The following is an 18550-nucleotide window of genomic DNA, read 5'->3' as shown; positions in this document are numbered from 1 at the left end:
ACGCCTCCTCAACGCACCACCGACTCGACGTTGGCCAGCGGATGGTGCCGCACGTCGGTGCCCTTGACGATGTAGATGGTCTGCTCGGCGAGGTTCTTCGCGTGGTCGCCGATGCGCTCGATCGCCTTGGCCACGAACACCAGGTCGATCGACGAGGAGATGGTGCGCGGGTCTTCCATCATGTAGGTGATCAGCTTGCGCATCAGCCCGTCGAACTCGATGTCGATCTGGTTGTCGTCCTTGATGACCTCGAGCGCCTTGACCGCATCCAGCCGCGCGAACGCGTCCAGCGCCTTGCGCAGCGAGGCGGTGGCGAGACTGGCCTCGAAGGAGACGTCGCCCACCGGCAGCCGCATGCGGCTGGACATGCCGGAGTTGATCAGCCGCTGCACCGTGCGTGCGATGCGCGCCGCCTCGTCGCCGACGCGCTCGAGGTTGCCGATGGTCTTGGAGATCGCGATCAGCAGGCGCAGGTCGCGCGCGGTCGGCTGGCGCCGCGCGATGATGGTGGAGAGATCGCGGTCGATCTCCACCTCCATCTGGTTCACACGTTCCTCGCCGGCCAGCACCTGGGTGGCCGTCTCGCCGCTGACGTTGACCAGCGAGTAGATCGCCTGGGCGACCTGCGACTCCGCCAGCCCGCCCATCTCGAGCACGCGGGTGGAGATCGCGGACAGCTCGGCATCGAACTGGGTGGACAGGTGTTTGTCGGTCATCTCGCAGTCCTCTCGGTCAGCCGAAGCGGCCCGTGATGTAGTCTTCCGTGTCCTTCTTCTTCGGCTTCATGAACAGCTCGGCCGTCGGCCCGAACTCGATCAGGTCGCCGAGGTACATGTAGGCGGTGTAGTCGGACACCCGCGCCGCCTGCTGCATGTTGTGCGTGACGATGGCCACCGTGTAGTCGTGCTTCAGCTCGGTGATCAGCTCCTCGATCTTGCCGGTGGAGATCGGGTCGAGCGCGGAACAGGGTTCGTCGAGCAGCAGCACCTCGGGCTTGATCGCGATGCCGCGTGCGATGCACAGGCGCTGCTGCTGGCCGCCGGACAGGCCCGAGCCGCTCTGGCCGAGCTTGTCCTTGACCTCGTTCCACAGCGCGGCCTTCTTGAGCGCCCATTCGACCCGCTCGTCCATCTCCACCCGCGGCAGGCTCTCGAACAGCCGCACGCCGAAGGCGATGTTGTCGTAGATCGACATCGGGAACGGCGTCGGCTTCTGGAACACCATGCCGATCTTCGCGCGGATCAGGCTCACGTCGAGCCGCTTCTCGAGGATGTTCTGCCCGTCCAGCAGGATCTGCCCTTCGGCGCGCTGCTCCGGGTAGAGCTCGAACATGCGGTTGAAGGTGCGCAGCAGCGTGCTCTTGCCGCAGCCCGAGGGGCCGATGAAGGCGGTCACCTTGCCGGCCGGGATGTCGAGGTTGATGCGCTTCAGGGCGTGGAAACCGCCGTAGTAGAAGTTCAGGTCGCGCACCGAGATCTTGACCTTCTCGGTGACCGGCAGTTCGACTCGGACGTCCATCGTCCCCCCTCAATGCTTGTTGCGGAACAGCACGCGCGCCAGGATGTTCAGCGCGAGCACGCCCAGCGTGATCAGGAACACGCCGGCCCAGGCCAGCTTCTGCCAGTTCTCGTACGGGCTCATCGCGAACTTGAAGATGGTCACCGGCAGGCTGGCCATCGGTTCGGCGAGGCTGCTGGTCCAGAACTGGTTGGACAGGGCCGTGAAGAGCAGCGGCGCCGTCTCGCCGGCGATGCGCGCCAACGCCAGCAGCACGCCGGTGACCACGCCGGCGCGCGCCGCCTTCAGCGTGATCATCGTGATCACCTTCCACTTCGGCGTGCCCAGCGCATAGGCGGCCTCGCGCAGCGCGTTCGGGATCAGGGTGAGCATGTTCTCGGTGGTGCGGATCACCACCGGGATGACGATCAGGGCCAGCGCCAGCACGCCGGCGCCGCCCGAGAAGGACTTCACGCGCGCCACCACCGCGGCGTAGATGAACAGGCCGATCACGATCGACGGCGCGGACAGCAGGATGTCGTTGATGAAGCGCGTCGCCGAGCCGAGCCAGGTCTTCTGCCCGTACTCGGCCAGGTAGATGCCTGCCAGGATGCCGATCGGCGTGCCCAGCAGCGTGGCCAGCGAGACCATCAGCAGCGAGCCGAAGATCGCGTTGGCCAGGCCGCCGGTCTCGGCCTGCGGCGGCGGCGTCATCTCGGTGAAGGTCGCCAGTGCGATGCCGCCCAGCCCCAGGCGCACGGTCTCGATCAGGATCCAGACCAGCCAGAACACGCCGAAGGCCATCGCGCCCAGCGCGAGCGCCAGCGCGATGCGGTTGACGCGCTTGCGCGCGCGGTGCCTGGCCAGCTTGCCGGCGTCGAAGCTCAGCGCCGTGCTCATGTGCGGCTCCCTTCACCCTTCTTGAGCTGCGCCAGCAGCAGCTTGGACAGCGACAGCACGACGAAGGTGATGAAGAACAGGATCAGCCCGAGGTAGATCAGCGAGGCCTGGTGCAAGCCCTCGCCGGCCTCGGCGAACTCGTTGGCCAGCGCCGAGGTGATGCTGTTGGCGGCCTCGAACAGCGACAGCGAGTCGAGCTGGTTCATGTTGCCGATCACGAAGGTCACGGCCATGGTCTCGCCCAGCGCCCGACCGAGCCCGAGCATGATGCCGCCGATGACCCCGGTCTTCGTGTAGGGCAGCACGACCTTGTAGACCACCTCCCAGGTGGTGGAACCCAGCCCGTAGGCCGACTCCTTGAGCAGCGGCGGCGTGACCTCGAACACGTCGCGCATCACCGCGGCGATGAAGGGGATGATCATGATCGCCAGGATGATGCCGGCCGACAGGATGCCGATGCCCACCGGCGGACCCGAGACCAGCGCGCCCAGCCCGGGCACGCCGGTGAAGGCCGCCTGCAGCGGCTGCTGCACGTAGGTGGCGAGGATCGGGCCGAACACCAGCAGGCCCCACATGCCGTAGACGATCGAGGGCACCGCGGCGAGCAGTTCGATCGCCGTCCCCAGGGGGCGCTTGAGCCAGTTCGGCGACAGCTCGGTCAGGAACAGCGCGATGCCGAAGCTCACCGGCACCGCGATCAGCAGCGCGATGAACGAGGTCATCAGCGTGCCGTAGATCATCACCAGCCCGCCGTAGCGGTTCTGCACCGGGTCCCACTCGCTGCTCCAGAGGAAACCCAGGCCGTACTCGCGGATCGCCGGGGCGGCACCGATCACCAGCGAGGCGATGATGCCCGCCAGCAGGGCGAGCGTCAGCCAGGCCGCGCCGTGGGCCAGCAGGGAGAAGACAGTGTCGGCCCAGGGGGAGGCCCGGCGCATCGGAGGCGGCGCGCCGGCCGGGTCGGAACGGTCCATGGCATCGCGATCCAGGCTCGGAGTCGCGGGCAGTGTAGCGGTCATGGGCCTCCCGTCCGGTGCTGGCGATGTGCGGGTCCGAGAGCGCGCTTACTGGACTGCCGCGACCGGCTTGCCGGCCGTGTCCTTGATCTCGCCCCACTGCTTGCGCACCAGGTCCTTGACGTTGGCCGGCAGCGACACGTACTCCAGTTCGGCCGCCATCGCGTCACCGCTCTTGTAGGCCCAGTCGAAGAACTTCAGCGCGGCGGCGGCGTTGGCCGGCTTGTCGGTCGACTTGTACATCAGGATGAACGTCGCGCCGGTCAGCGGCCAGGCGTCCTTGCCCGGCTGCTCGGTCAGGATCTGGTAGAAGGTCTTGGACCAGTCGGCCCCGGCGGCCGCGGCCTTGAAGTTCACGTCGTCCGGCGCCACGAAGCTGCCGGCCTGGTTCTTCAGTAGCGTGTAGGTCATCTTGTTCTGCTTCACGTACGCGTACTCGACGTAGCCGATCGAGTTGGGCAGGCGCTGCACGAACGCCGCCACGCCCTCGTTGCCCTTGCCGCCCGCGCCGGTCGGCCAGTTGACGGCCGTGCCCTCGCCGACCTTGGCCTTCCACTCCTCGTTGACCTTGCTCAGGTAGTTCGTGAAGATGAAGCTCGTGCCCGAGCCGTCGGCACGGCGCACCACGGCGATCGCCGCGTCCGGCAGCGCGACACCGGGGTTCAGCGCGGTCAGCGCCGGGTCGTTCCACTTGGTGATCTTGCCGAGGTAGATGTCGCCCAGCGCCTGGCCGGTCAGCTTGATCTGCCCGGGCGCGATGCCCTTGATGTTGACCACCGGCACCACGCCGCCGATCACGGTGGGGAACTGCAGCAGGCCGTCCTTGGCGAGCTCGTCGTCCTTCAGCGGCATGTCGCTGGCGCCGAAGTCGACCGTCTTGGCCTTGATCTGGCGGATGCCGGCGCCCGAGCCGACCGACTGGTAGTTGATGCGCGCGCCGGTCGCCTTGTTGTAGGCGTCGGCCCACTTGGCGTAGATCGGCGCCGGGAAGGTGGCGCCGGCGCCGGTGACGTCCTGCGCCAGCGCGGCGCCGCCGGAAACGGCAAGGGCGATGGCCAGGGCGGCACGGCGGACGGTGGAGACGGACATGGTTGCGCCTTTCGTGGTGGTGCGTGACATGGCCGGGACTCTAGGGACGCCTCGTGACAGCCGCATGACAACCCTCTCGCAGGCGGCTGCAGCGTCACACCGCTGTCATCCCTCCGTCACGGGGCCCCCGCAGACTGCGCCACCGTGACTTTGACACGAGGACTCACGATGATCCGCCTATCCCTGGCGGCCGGCGCCGCGGCGCTGGCCCTGCTGGCCGGGTGCGCCACCACCGGCACCCCCGCGACCGTGGTCGACACCACGGCGCGCGCGCCCCAGCTGAGCAAGCTGAACAAGCTGATCGCCGATGCCGGCCTGGCCGACACGCTCAAGGGCCCGGGGCCCTATACCGTGTTCGCGCCTAGCGACGAGGCCTTCAAGGCCGTGCCGGCCAAGACGCTGGCCGACTTGAGCGCCGACAAGGCCCGGCTCAAGGAGCTGCTGAGCTACCACGTGCTGCCGGGCAAGGTCGGCGCCGCCGATGTCAAGAACGGCACCGCCAAGACCGTGCAGGGCGCCAACCTGTCGCTCGGCAAGGCCGGCAGCTACGTGACGGTGGAGGACGCGATGGTGACCCAGGCCGACCTGGGCGCCGCCAACGGCGTCGTGCACGTGATCGACCGGGTGCTGATGCCGCCGAAGAAGTAGGCGGCGTCCCGGTCAGGCCCGCGCCGCGTCGGCGAGCAGTTCGGCGCTGCGCTTGGCGCGTGCCGCGTCGCGCGCCTCGACCATCACCCGAAGCACCGGCTCGGTGCCGGAGGCACGGATCAGGATGCGCCCCTGGCTGCCGAGCTCACGCGTCACGCGCTCCTGCTCGGCCGCCAGTGCGGCGTTTTTCTTCCAGTCGCTGCCCTCGGCCAGGCGCACGTTGATCAGCGTCTGCGGGAACAGCGCGACGCCCTCCAGCAGCTGCGCCAGCGTGCGGCCGCTGCGCCGCACCGCCTGCAGGATCTGCAGCGCGCTGACGATGCCGTCGCCGGTGGTGTGCTTGTCCAGCGCCAGCAGGTGGCCCGAGCCCTCGCCGCCGAGCTGCCAGCCGCGCGCCGACAGCTCCTCCAGGATGTAGCGGTCGCCGACCTTGGCGCGCACGAAGGGCACGCCGCGCTCCTTGAGCGCCAGCTCGACCGCCATGTTGGTCATCAGCGTGCCGACCGCGCCGGGAACCGGCTGGTCCTGCGCGATGCGGTCGGCCACCATCACGAACAGCAGTTCGTCGCCGTTGAAGAGCCGGCCGGAACCGTCGACCATCTGCAGCCGGTCGGCGTCGCCGTCGAGCGCGATGCCGTAGTCCGCGCCATGTTCCTTGACGGCGGCTACCAGCGCGGCCGGTGCGGTGGCGCCGAAGCCGTGGTTGATGTTCATGCCGTCCGGGCTGCAGCCGATCGCCACCACCTCGGCACCGAGTTCGTGGAACACCTCGGGCACCACGCGCGAGGCCGCGCCGTGCGCCGCATCGACCACCACCTTCAGTCCGCGCAGCGACAGCTCGCCGCCGATCGTGCTCTTGCAGAACTCGATGTAGCGGCCGCGCGCGTCGTCGAGCTTGCGCACCTTGCCGAGCTCGACCGAGTCGACCCAGCGCGCCGGCTGCTCGAGCAGGCGCTCGACCTCGGCCTCCCAGGCGTCGGGCAGCTTCTCGCCGCGCGCCGAGAAGAACTTGATGCCGTTGTCCTCGTAGGGGTTGTGCGAGGCGCTGATCACCACGCCCAGGCTCAGGCGCAGCGCCCGGGTGAGGTAGGCGACGCCGGGCGTGGGCAGCGGCCCGGTCATCAGCACGTTCACCCCGGCCGAGGCGAAGCCGGCCTCGAGCGCGGATTCGATCATGTAGCCGGAGATGCGGGTGTCCTTGCCGATCAGCACGGTCGGCCGGGCCTCGCTCTCCTTCAGCACCCGTCCGACGGCATGGCCGATGCGCAGCATGAAGTCCGGGGTGATCGGGTACTGGCCGACCGTGCCGCGGATCCCGTCGGTGCCGAAGTAGGTTCTGCTCATCGGATCGCTCCTCGTGTCGCGGGGGATTCTGGCACCGGCAGCAGTCCGGCCGCCCCCCACACCTTCAGGGCGTCGACGGTGGCTGCGACATCGTGCACACGCAGGATCGCCGCCCCCTGCCGGGCCGCCGCCAGCGCGGCGGCGATGCTGCCGGCCAGGCGTTCACCGACCGCGCGGCCCGTCACCGCCCCGAGGGTGGACTTGCGCGACCAGCCCAGCAGCAGCGGCCGGCCGAGCGCCAGCAGCTCCGGCTGACGCCGCAGCAGCTCGAGGTTGTGCTCGACCGTCTTGCCGAAACCGATGCCCGGGTCGAGCACGATGCGTTCGTCGTCGACGCCCGCGGCACGCAGCACCTGCAGCCGGCCCGCCAGGAAGTCGGCGACTTCGGCGACCACGTCGTCGTAGGCCGGGCGCTGCTGCATGGTCGCCGGGTCGCCGCGCATGTGCATCAGGCAGACGCCGGCGCAAGGGAAGGCGGCCACCGCCTCCAGCGCGCCCGGCGCCAGCAGCGCGCCGATGTCGTTGACGATATCCGCGCCGAGCTCGAGCGCACGGCGCATCACCTCCGGCTTGACCGTGTCCACGGAGAGCGGCACCCCGAAACCCAGCGCGCCCTGCACCACCGGCAGCACACGCGCCAGCTCCTCCGCGAGCGGCACCGGCGCGGCGCCGGGGCGGCTGGATTCGCCGCCGATGTCGAGGATGTCGGCCCCCTCGGCCAGCAGCTGCTCGCAGTGACGCAGTGCCGCCGCCGCGTCGCCCAGGCGGCCGCCGTCGGAGAACGAATCCGGCGTCACGTTGACGATGCCCATCACGCGCGGGCGCGCGAGGTCGATGCGGAAGCGCGTGGTCTGCCAGAACATGGGAGCCTGCAAAGAAAACGGGGCCGAAGCCCCGTCGAGTTCAGGAGCGGCGGCCGGATCAGGCCGTCGCGGTGGCGCTGCCCGGGCTGACCGGGGGTACGCTGGAGCCGGGCTTGCTGGCCGAGGGCGTCCAGTCCTTGGGCGGGCGCGGCGGCTTGCCGGACATGATGTCCTCGATCTGGTCGCTGTCGATGGTCTCCCACTCGAGCAGCGCCTTGGCCATGATGTGCATCTTGTCCTGGTTCTCCTCGATGAGCTTGCGCGCGGTGGCGTACTGCTCGTCGATGATGCGGCGCACCTCGCGGTCGACCTTCTGCATCGTGGCCTCGGACATGTTGACCTGCTTGGTGATCGAGCGACCGAGGAACACCTCGCCCTCGTTCTCCGCGTAGACCATCGGGCCAAGCTCGTCGCTCATGCCGTAGCGCATCACCATGTCACGCGCCAGCTGGGTGGCCCGCTCGAAGTCGTTGCTGGCGCCGGTGGTCATCTGGTTCATGAACACCTCTTCCGCGATGCGGCCGCCGAACAGCACCGAGATGGTCGAGAGCATGCGCTCCTTGTCCATGCTGTAGCGGTCGTTCTCGGGCAGCTGCATCGTCACGCCCAGCGCCCGACCGCGCGGGATCACGGTGACCTTGTGAACCGGGTCGGTCTTGGGCATCAGGCGCGCCACCAGCGCATGGCCGGCCTCGTGGTAGGCGGTGTTGCGGCGCTCCTCCTCGGGCATGACCATGGACTTGCGCTCGGGGCCCATCATGATCTTGTCCTTGGCCTTCTCGAAGTCGACCATCTCCACCACGCGGGCGTTGCGCCGCGCGGCGAAGAGCGCCGCCTCGTTGACCAGGTTCGCCAGATCGGCGCCAGAGAATCCCGGCGTGCCGCGCGCGAGGATGTCGGCCCGGATGTCCTGGCCCACGGGCACCTTGCGCATGTGCACGTTCAGGATCTGCTCGCGGCCGCGCACGTCGGGCAGTGTCACGTAGACCTGGCGGTCGAAGCGGCCCGGACGCAGCAGCGCCGGGTCGAGGATGTCGGGCCGGTTGGTGGCCGCCATCACGATCACGCCGAGGTTGGTCTCGAAGCCGTCCATCTCGACGAGCATCTGGTTCAGCGTCTGCTCGCGCTCGTCGTTGCCGCCGCCCAGGCCCGCGCCGCGGTGGCGACCCACCGCGTCGATCTCGTCGATGAAGATGATGCAGGGCGCGCTCTTCTTGGCCTGCTCGAACATGTCGCGCACGCGCGCCGCACCGACGCCGACGAACATCTCGACGAAGTCGGAGCCGGAGATGCTGAAGAACGGCACCTTGGCCTCGCCGGCGATCGCCTTGGCCAGCAGCGTCTTGCCGGTGCCCGGCGGGCCGACCAGCAGCACGCCACGCGGGATGCGGCCGCCGAGCTTCTGGAACTTCTGCGGGTCCTTCAGGAAGTCGACGAGCTCCTTGACCTCCTCCTTGGCCTCGTCGCAACCGGCGACGTCGGCGAAGGTGGTGGTGTTGTTGGCCTCGTCGAGCATGCGCGCCTTGCTCTTGCCGAAGCTGAAGGCACCGCCCTTGCCGCCGCCCTGCATCTGGCGCATGAAGTAGATCCACACGCCGATCAGCAGCAGGATCGGGCCCCAGCTGGCCAGCAGGCTCAGCAGGAACGACGGCTCCTCGCGCGGCTTGACGTCGAACTTGACGTTGTTGTTGATCAGGTCGCCGACCAGGCCGCGATCGAGATAGGTCGCGGTGGTGCGGACTTCCTTGTCGTCGGTGGTGCGGGCGCGGATCTCGGTCGAGCCGCCGCCGCCTTCCTGCAGCACCACGCTCTTGATGCGCTTGGCGCGCACCTCCTCGAGGAACTCGGAGTAGCCGATCTGGCCCGCCGTCGACGCTCCGCGGTCGAACTGCTTGAACACGGTGAACAGCACGAGTGCGATCACCAGCCAGACAGCGACCTTAGAGAACCATTGATTGTTCACCGCGGCTCCTTTTCCGAGATTCAGACAACGCGGCGGAAGGGTTTCCGCCCATTGCCACGGCATGTGGTGTCGATTTTAGTGCAGTCAAGCCCGCGGGCCCGGGGCGTTTCACCCTGGTACGACCCGGTTTTCGGCGACTTCGGCACGGGCCTTGAGACCGATGCCGATCAGGAAGGTTTCCGCCGACTTGTCGCGCGAAGCCTTCGGCTTGAGCGCCTTGACGGTGCGGAAGCGCTGCTTGAACAGTTCCACGAGCTGGCTGTAGCCGCTGCCGTGGAACACCTTGCACACCAGGGCACCGGTGGGCTTGAGGTGGTTCTGGGCGAACTCCACCGCCAGTTCGACCAGGTGCGCGATCCGGGCGGAATCGGCGCTTTCGATGCCCGAGAGGTTGGGCGCCATGTCCGAGACCACCAGGTCGACCGGCCGGCCACCCACCCTGGCGCTCAGCCGGGCCAGCACCGCGTCCTCGCGGAAATCGCCCTGGATGAACTCGACCCCCTCGATCGGCTCGAAGTCCAGGATGTCCAGCGCGATGATGGTGCCGTTCAGGGCGCCTCCCGGGCCGGCGAACCTGCGGCGCAGGTACTGGCTCCAGGCGCCGGGCGTGGCGCCCAGGTCGACCACCAGCTGCCCGGGCCGCACCAGGTGCAGGGTCTCGTCGATCTCCTTGAGCTTGTAGGCCGCGCGGGCCCGGTAGCCCTCCTTCTGCGCCAGCTTGACGTAGGGATCGGTCAGGTGGTCGTGCAGCCACGCGCGATTGACCTTCTTGCTCTTGGATCGGACGCTCATCGGACGGGGATAATACGCAGATGCCCGTCCTCACCCTGACCCCGGCGCAGCGCAAGGAACACCGCGCCGCGGCCCACCACCTCGATCCGGTCGTGCTGATCGGCGCCGAGGGCCTGACCGAAGCCATCCGCAAGGAGGCCGACGCCGCCTTGAACGCCCACGGGCTGATCAAGATCCGCGTGTTCTCCGACGACCGCGCGGTGCGCGAGCAGATGCTGCTGATCCTGGCCGAGGAGCTCAATGCCGCCCCGATCCAGCACATCGGCAAGCTGCTGGTGCTGTGGCGCCCGATCCCGGTGAAGCCCAAGGCCGAGCGCGAGGACCGGATGCCCGGCCCCAAGGTGGTCAAGATCCTGAAGTTCTCGAAGAGCGGCAACCATCGCCCGCAGGTGAAGAAGATCAAGGTGATGGGCAACCAGCGGCTCACGGCCGGCGGCGAGGTCAAGCGCGCCCGCAAGCGGCAGGCGAGCCTCAAGAAGTCTGCGCAGGGCGGCTGAGTCGCCAGGCCAGGGCCAGCACCAGCAGGCCCTTGAGCGCGAAGAAGACGCTGGAGACCGCGTGCAGCGCGCCGAAGCTCCAGGGCCCCTGCCCGGCCCGCGCCGCCTCCATCATCGGCTGCACGGCGAAGTAGCCCGCCACGGTGCAGAACAAGGTGCCGGCGGCCAGCAGCAGCTCGGCGCTCATGCGCGAGCCGCGTCCGGCCTCGGCCGCGTCGCGCGCCAGTCGCCAGGTCATCATCAGGACCAGCAGGCCGAGCGCGAGGCTCAGGTGCGCCTCGATCGCCAGGATGCGCCCCGCCACCCGGCCGGCCTCGGCGCGCGGCAACAGGGCGAAGGCGCTCGGCGTGGCAATGCCGGCGACGCAGGCCAGCACGCCGGCCCACAGCGCCGCCAGCAGCCCCGCGAGGCGGCTCATCAGATGTAGCGGACGCCGACGATCTCGTAGTGGCGCAGCCCACCCGGCGCCTGCACCTCGGCCACGTCGCCGGCCTCCTTGCCGATCAGTGCGCGGGCAATCGGCGAGCCGATCGAGATCAGGCCCTGCTTCAGGTCGGCCTCGTCCTCGCCGACGATCTGGTAGGTGACCTGCGCGCCGCTGTCCACGTCCTCGAGGTCGACGGTCGAGCCGAACACCACCTTGCCGCCGGCGTCCAGCGCGGCCGGGTCGATGATCTGCGCGGCCGCGAGCTTGCCCTCGATCTCGAGGATGCGGCCCTCGATGAAGCCCTGCTTGTCCTTGGCCGCCTCGTACTCGGCGTTCTCGGACAGGTCGCCTTGCGCGCGCGCCTCGGCGATGGCCTGGATGACCGCATGCCGCTCGACGGACTTCAGCCGCGTCAGCTCGTCCTTGAGCTTCTCGGCGCCGCGCTTGGTGAGGGGGATGGTGGCCATGCGAAAGAATCCTCGAGCCGGAAAAAACGAAGCCGCCGCCCAGAGGATCCGGCGGCGGCCGTGGAGAGTTGCGCCGGAGTTTAGTGCAGTTCGGCGTGCAGTTCCTGCAACGACCTCACCACCACGTCGGCCTGGTGCTTCATGCCCTCGACCGCGGCTTCGCAGCCGGCCATCGAGGTGTAGTAGGTCACCCGGTTGGCCAGCGCGGCCTGGCGGATGTGGCGCGAGTCGGCGATCGCGGTGCGGGTCTCGTCCACGGTGGTGAAGACGAGCTGGATCTCGCCGGCCTTGACCATGTCGACGATGTGCGGGCGGCCATCCTTCACCTTGTTGACCGCCTTGACCGGCACGCCGGCTGCGGCGATGGCCGCGGCCGTGCCCTTGGTGGCCACCAGCTGGAAGCCGAGCGCGTGCAGGTCGCGCGCCACCGCGACGGCACGCGCCTTGTCGCTGTTCTTCACCGTGATGCACACCGTGCCCTTGCTCGGCAGGCGCGAGCCGGCACCGAGCTGGCTCTTGACCATCGCCTCGCCGAAGCTGCGGCCGGTGCCCATCACCTCGCCGGTCGAGCGCATCTCGGGCCCGAGGATCGGGTCCACGCCCGGGAACTTGTTGAAGGGGAACACCGCCTCCTTGACGCTGAAGTACGGCGGCACCACCTCGCCCGGCACGCCCTGCTGCGCCAGCGTGCGGCCGACCATGCAGCGCGCGGCGATCTTGGCCAGCGGCTGGCCGTTGGCCTTGCTGACGAAGGGCACGGTGCGCGAGGCGCGCGGGTTGACCTCCAGCACGTAGACGACGGCGCTGTCGCCTTCGCCCTGGATGGCGAACTGCACGTTCATCAGGCCGACCACCTTCAGCGCCTGGGCCATCGCCACGGTCTGGCGGCGCAGCTCGTCCTGCAGCGCGGCCGAGAGCGTGTAGGGCGGCAGCGAGCAGGCCGAGTCGCCGCTGTGGATGCCGGCCTGCTCGACGTGTTCCATGATGCCGCCGATGACGACCCGCTCGCCGTCGGCGATGCAGTCGACGTCGACCTCGATCGCGTCGTCGAGGAAGCGGTCGAGCAGCACCGGCGACTTCTCCGAGACGCGCACCGCCTCGCGCATGTAGCGCTCGAGGTCCTTGTCGCCGTGCACGATCTCCATCGCCCGGCCGCCCAGCACGTAGCTCGGGCGCACCACCAGCGGGTAGCCGATCTCGTGCGCCATCGCCAGCGCGGCCTCCTCGGTGCGCGCGGTGCGGTTGGGCGGCTGCTTCAGCCCGAGCTCGTGCAGCAGCTTCTGGAAGCGCTCGCGGTCCTCGGCCACGTCGATGCTGTCCGGGCTGGTGCCGACGATGGGCACGCCGGCGCGCTCCAGGTCGAGCGCGAGCTTGAGCGGCGTCTGGCCGCCGTACTGCACGATCACGCCGGCCGGCTTCTCCTTGTCGACGATCTCGAGCACGTCTTCGAGCGTGACCGGCTCGAAGTAGAGGCGGTCCGAGGTGTCGTAGTCGGTCGAGACCGTCTCCGGGTTGCAGTTGACCATGATGGTCTCGTACCCGTCCTCGCGCATCGCCAGCGCCGCATGCACGCAGCAGTAGTCGAACTCGATGCCCTGGCCGATGCGGTTCGGCCCGCCGCCGAGCACCATGATCTTCTTGCGGTCGGTGGGCTCGGCCTCGCACTCCTCGTCGTAGGTGGAGTACATGTAGGCGGTCTGCGTCGCGAACTCGGCCGCGCAGGTGTCCACCCGCTTGAAGACCGGGCGCACGTTCAGCGCGTGGCGCGCAGCGCGCACGGCATGCTGGTTCGTTGTCAGCAGCTTGGCCAGGCGCTTGTCCGAGAAGCCCTTGCGCTTGAGGAAGCGCAGTTCCTCGGCCGACAGGCTTTCGAGCGTGCGGCCGGCGAGCAGCTTTTCGGTGGCCACGATCTGCTCGATCTGCGCCAGGAACCACGGGTCGATCGCGGTCTCCTCGAAGATCTCCTGCAGGCTCATGCCGATGCGGAAGGCGTCGGCCACGTACAGGATGCGCTCCGGGCCGGCCTCGCCGATCTCCTGCACGATCTCCTCGCGGTCGTCGCTGCGCTCGGTCAGCCCGTCGATGCCGGTCTCCAGGCCGCGCAGCGCCTTCTGGAAGCTCTCCTGGAAGGTGCGGCCCATCGCCATCACCTCGCCGACGGACTTCATCTGCGTGGTCAGGCGCGAATCCGCGGCCGGGAACTTCTCGAACGCGAAACGCGGGATCTTGGTGACGACGTAGTCGATCGACGGCTCGAACGAGGCCGGCGTGGCGCCGCCGGTGATGTCGTTGCGCAGTTCGTCGAGCGTGTAGCCCACCGCCAGCTTGGCGGCCACCTTGGCGATCGGGAAGCCGGTTGCCTTGGAGGCCAGCGCCGAGCTGCGCGAGACACGCGGGTTCATCTCGATCACGACCATGCGCCCGTTGCGCGGGTTGATCGCGAACTGCACGTTGCTGCCGCCGGTGTCCACGCCGATCTCGCGCAGGATCGCGATCGACGCGTTGCGCATCAGCTGGTATTCCTTGTCGGTCAGCGTCTGCGCCGGCGCGACGGTGATCGAGTCGCCGGTGTGGATGCCCATCGGGTCGAGGTTCTCGATCGAGCAGACGATGATGCAGTTGTCCGCCTTGTCGCGGACCACCTCCATCTCGAATTCCTTCCAGCCGATCAGCGATTCCTCGATCAGCAGCTCGTTCGTGGGCGAGAGGTCGAGGCCGCGCTTGCAGATCTCCTCGAACTCCTCGGGGTTGTAGGCGATGCCGCCGCCGGTGCCGCCGAGCGTGAAGCTGGGGCGGATGACCATCGGGAAGCCCGAATGCACGGATTCACCGCCGAGCTCCTGCGTGATGCGCCGCTGCACCGCCAGCGCCTCCTCCATCGAGTGCGCGATGCCGCTCTTGGCCGAGTGCAGGCCGATGCCGGTCATCGCGTCCTTGAACTTGAGCCGGTCCTCGGCCTTCTCGATGGCGTGTTCGTTGGCGCCGATCATCTCGACGCCGTACTTGGCCAGCACGCCGTGGCGGTGCAGGTCGAGCGCGCAGTTCAGCGCGGTCTGGCCGCCCATGGTGGGCAGCACGGCATCGGGGCGCTCCTTGGCGATGATCTTCTCGACCACCTGCCAGGTGATGGGCTCGATGTACGTGGCGTCGGCCATGCCGGGGTCGGTCATGATCGTCGCCGGGTTGCTGTTGACGAGGATGACGCGGTAGCCCTCCTCGCGCAGCGCCTTGCAGGCCTGGGCGCCGGAGTAGTCGAACTCGCAGGCCTGGCCGATGACGATCGGGCCGGCGCCGATGATGAGGATGCTTTCGAGGTCGGTGCGCTTCGGCATCTCAGCGTTTCTCCATGAGGTTCACGAAGCGATCGAACAGGTAACCGATGTCGTGCGGGCCGGGCGAGGCTTCGGGGTGGCCCTGGAAGCAGAAGGCGGGGCGATCGGTGCGGGCCAGGCCCTGCAGCGTGCCGTCGAACAGCGACACATGCGTCGGGCGCAGCGTGGCCGGCAGCGTCTTCTCGTCCACCGCGAAGCCGTGGTTCTGGCTGGTGATGCTGACCCGGCCGCTGTCCAGGTCCTTCACCGGGTGGTTGGCGCCGTGGTGGCCGAACTTCATCTTGAAGGTCTTCGCGCCGGAGGCGAGCGCGAGGATCTGGTGACCCAGGCAGATGCCGAAGGTCGGAATGCCGCGCTCGATCAGTTCCCGCGCCGCGGCGATCGCGTAGTCGCAGGGCTCCGGGTCGCCCGGGCCATTGCTCAGGAAGATGCCGTCGGGCTGGAGTTCGAGCGCCCTGGCCGCCGGCGTCTGGGCCGGCACGACGGTGACCCGGCAGCCCCGTTGCGCCAGCATGCGCAGGATGTTGCGCTTGACGCCGAAGTCATAGGCGACAACGTGGAAGCGCCCGCCCTTCGCCTGCCCGAAGCCGCGGCCGAGCGTCCACTCGGATTCGGTCCAGGGCTGCACCTCGCTCGCGCTCACGACCTTGGCCAGGTCCTGCCCGGCCATGCTCGGCGCGGCCTTGGCCCGGGCGATGGCGTCGGCACGGTGGGCGTCCGTCACCACCGCGCTTTCGGGCAGGGTCAGGATGCAGCCGTTCTGGGCCCCCTGGGTGCGCAGCACGCGCGTCAGGCGGCGGGTGTCGATGCCGGCAATGGCCACGGTGCCTTCGCGCCGCAGGTAGGCCGGCAGCGTCTCGCTCATGCGGAAGTTGGATTCGCGCACCGGCAGGTCCTTGATGATCAGGCCGGCAGCGTGAACCTTCGACGCCTCCACGTCCTCCGCGTTGACGCCGACGTTGCCGATGTGCGGGTAGGTCAGCGTGACGATCTGGCGGCAGTAGCTCGGGTCGGTGAGGATTTCCTGGTAGCCCGTCAGCGCGGTGTTGAACACCACTTCGCCAACCGTGCAACCGGGGGCGCCGATCGAGACGCCCTGGAAGATCGTGCCGTCCGCGAGAGCCAGGATCGCCGGGGCGTGGGGGGACAGCAATGGCGGCGGCACCGGGGACTCCCTGTCTGTGTGCGCGCCCAGGTCGGCTCGTCGACCGGCGTTGAGTGCCGAGGAAGATCCGTCGGATTGCAGCGGGAAAGCGCTGGGCGGCGTGGGTGAAGGTAAACCGCGGAATTATAGCCCGCGGCCATCGACCGGCCGGGGACAACCCGGATGTTCAGCCGAGGGCGGCGATGCCCGCCTTGGCGATCTGCGCGTCCTCGCTCGACTTCACCCCGCTGACCCCCACCGCGCCGATGCAGTGCCCGTCGACCAGGATCGGCACGCCGCCTTCCAGCAGCGCCTCCAGGCCCGGCGCGCTGAGGAAGGAGGTGCGGCCCTGGTTGATCATCTCCTCGTAGACGCGGCTCTCGCGCCGGCCCAGCGCCGAGGTGCGCGCCTTGCCGGGGGCGATGTGCGCCGACACCGGCGCGGCGCCGTCCAGGCGCTGCAGCCACAAGAGGTGGCCACCGTCGTCGACGATGGCGATGCTGACCGCCCACTGATTCTTCAGCGCCTCGGCCTCGGCCGCGGCGGCAATGCGCTTGACATCGTCGAGCGCGAGCACGGGTTTGCTGTTCATGCCGGAACTCTACCGCCGCAGAAGCCGCACTGCCGGCTTGCATTTCGGCCCCGAGGTCCCAAATTGCCACGGACCGCAGGGCTTTGGCCGGCGGTCGCCTGTGCGAGGGAACTAGAATTTTGTTCGTCGGTCACAGGCCGTATCAATCCCAACGGAGGTTTCATGTCCCAGAGCCTGCAAGCTGCCTACACCGGTTACGCCGGTGCCGGCGTCTCGGTGGAACAGCGCAATCGTGTGTTGCGCAACACCTACTGGCTGCTCGCCCTGTCGATGGTTCCGACGGTGCTGGGCGCCTGGATCGGCGTCTCGACGGGCCTGGCCCGCGCCATGTCGCCGGGCATCGGGCTGGTCGTGTTCCTGGTCGGCGCGTTCGGCTTCATGTTCGCGATCGAGAAGACCAAGAACTCGGCCGCCGGCGTGCCGGTGCTGCTGGCCTTCACCTTCTTCATGGGCCTGATGCTCGCCCGCCTGGTCGGCGCCGTGCTCGGCCTGGCCAACGGCGCCACGCTGATCATGATGGCGTTCGCCAGCACCGGGGTGATCTTCCTCGGCATGGCGGCGCTGTCCACGGTGATCAAGCGCGACCTGTCGGCGATGGGCAAGTGGCTGTTCGTCGGCGCCCTGATGGTGCTGGTGGCCGGCATCGCGAACTTCTTCATCCAGTCGGGCGCGCTGATGATCACGCTGTCGGTGCTGGTGACCGGCATCTTCTCGGCGTTCATCCTGTACGACCTGAAGCGCGTGCGCGACGGCTACGAGACGAACTACATCAGCGCCACGCTGGGCGTCTACCTGAGCATCTACAACGTGTTCCAGGCCCTGCTGGCCCTGTTCGGCATCGGCGGCAGCAGCGAGTAAGTCGTCGGCCGACGCATTCAGACGGGGCCTTCGGGCCCCGTTTTTGCGTCCACCGGGTGTTATCGAGCTGATGACCCAAAGCCTTTGAAATCAAGGACTTAGGTCGACTGGGGATGTCCGCGTCTGAGGAATTAGGCGCGACTTCGGCAAGCGCTTCAAACGCCCTGCCGCTATCGCCCCATGAGGTTGAGAAGCGCGCGCCCGTTTTGAGCGAGCGCACCAGCTGCCTCCTCGGTTGATAGACGCCACAGAGGCGCCAGCCGCTCGGCGGTCTGCCTCCCGCTCCAAGGCATCACTGGCTTGCCTGCAATCTTCGCAAAGGGGCCGTCGCTCTCCGGCACGACTCGGTCGCGGGGCATTGCGGCGGCTAACGCTCTGCCATTTGCGGAGTCGAACATCGCAGGCCCGATGCTGAACCAGCACCCGAGAGCCGCAGCCGCCTTCAACTCAGCTGTGGTACCCGAGAACCAATGCAAGACCGCCGTCCCAAAGTTCGGGCGCTCTTCCAACTCGGCCAGTACATCCCTGACCGCACGTCTGGAGTGAATGCTGAGCGTGCGGCCGCCCAACTCGGAACAGCGCTGGATGACCGCGCTGAAGATGCGACGCTGGACGTCGTAGTGAGCCTTGAACCGCGGGGACCCATCCAGACCAACCTCACCAACTGCCTTCGCCCCGGCAATCTGCTCCAACAGCAAGTTCAGCTCTGCTGCGCGCTCGTGTGCAATTTCCGGATGCAGCCCCGGCGTGATGAGCACCGTCGGCGAAGGCTCCAGCGCACGCGACGTGGCTGCGAACGCCTTTGGGCTTGTGGTCACCAACCAAGTGAACTCATTGCGCTTGGCCGCTTCGCGATAGACCTCCCTTGCCCCAGGGTAGAGGTCCAGGTGGCAGTGGAAGTCCATCACAGCAGCCCATCTGCCTGTAGCAGGGCCTCAAGCTCGTTGAACCCCGATTGGAGCACCTGCCGATACCCGGCCCGCTCAGCGGGCGACGCAAAGGCCAGGGTAGCGCCCAAGAAGCGGTCCAGCCCCTTCTCGCGGACCGAGAGCACGGCCAGTGCCGCGGCCATAGGGTCGTCAGGGCCGCTCGACTTGTCGGAGCCAACCACGGACGGGTAC

The 18550-nt window shown here is 68.4% G+C and carries 19 protein-coding genes; 3 read left to right on the top strand and 16 right to left on the bottom strand.

What is annotated here, in order from left to right; all coding sequences use genetic code 11:
• Window positions 1-8: 8 nt before the first annotated feature.
• The 5 genes from phoU to pstS form a co-directional block, all read right to left on the bottom strand.
• Complete coding sequence (phoU, locus tag D9C15_RS11480) at window positions 9-716, bottom strand: phosphate signaling complex protein PhoU (RefSeq protein ID WP_127997576.1); 708 nt, start codon at window positions 714-716, stop codon at window positions 9-11.
• 16 nt (window positions 717-732) lie between these two features.
• Window positions 733-1518 carry a phosphate ABC transporter ATP-binding protein PstB gene (pstB, locus tag D9C15_RS11475; protein ID WP_127997575.1) on the bottom strand — a complete coding sequence of 262 codons (786 nt, stop codon included), beginning with the start codon at window positions 1516-1518 and terminating at the stop codon, window positions 733-735.
• Window positions 1519-1527: 9 nt separating this feature from the next.
• The gene (pstA, locus tag D9C15_RS11470) at window positions 1528-2397 is read right to left on the bottom strand and encodes a phosphate ABC transporter permease PstA (RefSeq protein WP_127997574.1); all 870 of its coding nucleotides are present in this window, start codon (window positions 2395-2397) and stop codon (window positions 1528-1530) included.
• On the bottom strand, window positions 2394-3371 hold the full coding sequence (pstC, locus tag D9C15_RS11465) for a phosphate ABC transporter permease PstC (RefSeq protein WP_240668371.1): 978 nt from the start codon (window positions 3369-3371) through the stop codon (window positions 2394-2396). Before pstC ends, pstA begins: the two co-directional genes overlap by 4 nt.
• 90 nt (window positions 3372-3461) lie before the next feature.
• Window positions 3462-4502: a phosphate ABC transporter substrate-binding protein PstS gene (gene pstS, locus D9C15_RS11460; RefSeq protein WP_127997572.1), complete on the bottom strand. Its 1041-nt coding sequence runs from the start codon at window positions 4500-4502 to the stop codon at window positions 3462-3464.
• Window positions 4503-4670: 168 nt separating this feature from the next.
• Between pstS and D9C15_RS11455 the strand changes: the two genes are divergently transcribed.
• A complete protein-coding gene (locus D9C15_RS11455; protein WP_127997571.1) occupies window positions 4671-5150 on the top strand; it encodes a fasciclin domain-containing protein in 480 nt (159 codons plus the stop codon).
• A 12-nt stretch (window positions 5151-5162) separates the two neighbouring features.
• Here the strand turns inward: D9C15_RS11455 and glmM are convergent, their stop codons facing one another.
• From glmM to D9C15_RS11435, 4 genes are all read right to left on the bottom strand, one after another.
• The gene (gene glmM, locus D9C15_RS11450; RefSeq protein ID WP_127997570.1) at window positions 5163-6494 is read right to left on the bottom strand and encodes a phosphoglucosamine mutase; all 1332 of its coding nucleotides are present in this window, start codon (window positions 6492-6494) and stop codon (window positions 5163-5165) included.
• On the bottom strand, window positions 6491-7357 hold the full coding sequence (gene folP, locus D9C15_RS11445; protein ID WP_127997569.1) for a dihydropteroate synthase: 867 nt from the start codon (window positions 7355-7357) through the stop codon (window positions 6491-6493). Before folP ends, glmM begins: the two co-directional genes overlap by 4 nt.
• Before the next feature lie 58 nt (window positions 7358-7415).
• Complete coding sequence (gene ftsH, locus D9C15_RS11440; protein WP_127997568.1) at window positions 7416-9320, bottom strand: ATP-dependent zinc metalloprotease FtsH; 1905 nt, start codon at window positions 9318-9320, stop codon at window positions 7416-7418.
• A gap of 108 nt (window positions 9321-9428) precedes the next feature.
• Window positions 9429-10112, bottom strand: coding sequence for an RlmE family RNA methyltransferase (locus D9C15_RS11435; RefSeq protein ID WP_127997567.1), 684 nt, complete (start codon window positions 10110-10112; stop codon window positions 9429-9431).
• A 20-nt stretch (window positions 10113-10132) separates the two neighbouring features.
• Here D9C15_RS11435 and D9C15_RS11430 point away from each other — a divergent pair, with 20 nt between their 5' ends.
• Entirely contained in the window at window positions 10133-10609 is a 477-nt protein-coding gene (locus D9C15_RS11430) for a YhbY family RNA-binding protein (protein ID WP_127997566.1), read from the top strand.
• Here the strand turns inward: D9C15_RS11430 and D9C15_RS11425 are convergent.
• From D9C15_RS11425 to D9C15_RS11405, 5 genes are all read right to left on the bottom strand, one after another.
• Window positions 10584-11027 carry a DUF4149 domain-containing protein gene (locus D9C15_RS11425; protein WP_127997565.1) on the bottom strand — a complete coding sequence of 148 codons (444 nt, stop codon included), beginning with the start codon at window positions 11025-11027 and terminating at the stop codon, window positions 10584-10586. The genes D9C15_RS11430 and D9C15_RS11425 overlap by 26 nt on opposite strands.
• A complete protein-coding gene (gene greA / locus D9C15_RS11420; protein WP_127997564.1) occupies window positions 11027-11503 on the bottom strand; it encodes a transcription elongation factor GreA in 477 nt (158 codons plus the stop codon). The genes D9C15_RS11425 and greA overlap by 1 nt, the downstream gene beginning before the upstream one ends.
• Before the next feature lie 80 nt (window positions 11504-11583).
• Window positions 11584-14835 carry a carbamoyl-phosphate synthase large subunit gene (gene carB, locus D9C15_RS11415; protein ID WP_127997563.1) on the bottom strand — a complete coding sequence of 1084 codons (3252 nt, stop codon included), beginning with the start codon at window positions 14833-14835 and terminating at the stop codon, window positions 11584-11586.
• Between the two features lies 1 nt (window position 14836).
• Window positions 14837-16000, bottom strand: coding sequence for a glutamine-hydrolyzing carbamoyl-phosphate synthase small subunit (carA, locus tag D9C15_RS11410; protein WP_240668370.1), 1164 nt, complete (start codon window positions 15998-16000; stop codon window positions 14837-14839).
• Window positions 16001-16166: 166 nt separating this feature from the next.
• Window positions 16167-16571 carry a GlcG/HbpS family heme-binding protein gene (locus tag D9C15_RS11405; protein WP_127997562.1) on the bottom strand — a complete coding sequence of 135 codons (405 nt, stop codon included), beginning with the start codon at window positions 16569-16571 and terminating at the stop codon, window positions 16167-16169.
• 162 nt (window positions 16572-16733) lie between these two features.
• Between D9C15_RS11405 and D9C15_RS11400 the strand changes: the two genes are divergently transcribed.
• Window positions 16734-17429 carry a Bax inhibitor-1 family protein gene (locus D9C15_RS11400; RefSeq protein WP_127997561.1) on the top strand — a complete coding sequence of 232 codons (696 nt, stop codon included), beginning with the start codon at window positions 16734-16736 and terminating at the stop codon, window positions 17427-17429.
• Window positions 17430-17599: 170 nt separating this feature from the next.
• Here D9C15_RS11400 and qatD read toward each other — a convergent pair whose 3' ends face one another.
• Together qatD and D9C15_RS33380 are read right to left on the bottom strand one after the other, a co-directional pair.
• Window positions 17600-18334, bottom strand: coding sequence for a Qat anti-phage system TatD family nuclease QatD (gene qatD, locus D9C15_RS11395; RefSeq protein ID WP_127997560.1), 735 nt, complete (start codon window positions 18332-18334; stop codon window positions 17600-17602).
• Complete coding sequence (locus D9C15_RS33380; RefSeq protein WP_164886709.1) at window positions 18334-18501, bottom strand: hypothetical protein; 168 nt, start codon at window positions 18499-18501, stop codon at window positions 18334-18336. Before D9C15_RS33380 ends, qatD begins: the two co-directional genes overlap by 1 nt.
• Window positions 18502-18550: the final 49 nt, after the last annotated feature.

This window comes from Piscinibacter defluvii (genome assembly GCF_004011805.1).
GTDB classification, from domain to species: Bacteria; Pseudomonadota; Gammaproteobacteria; order Burkholderiales; family Burkholderiaceae_C; genus Piscinibacter; species Piscinibacter defluvii.
Note: the sequence above shows the minus strand (reverse complement) of the source record. Positions and strands in the feature narration are given on the sequence as shown.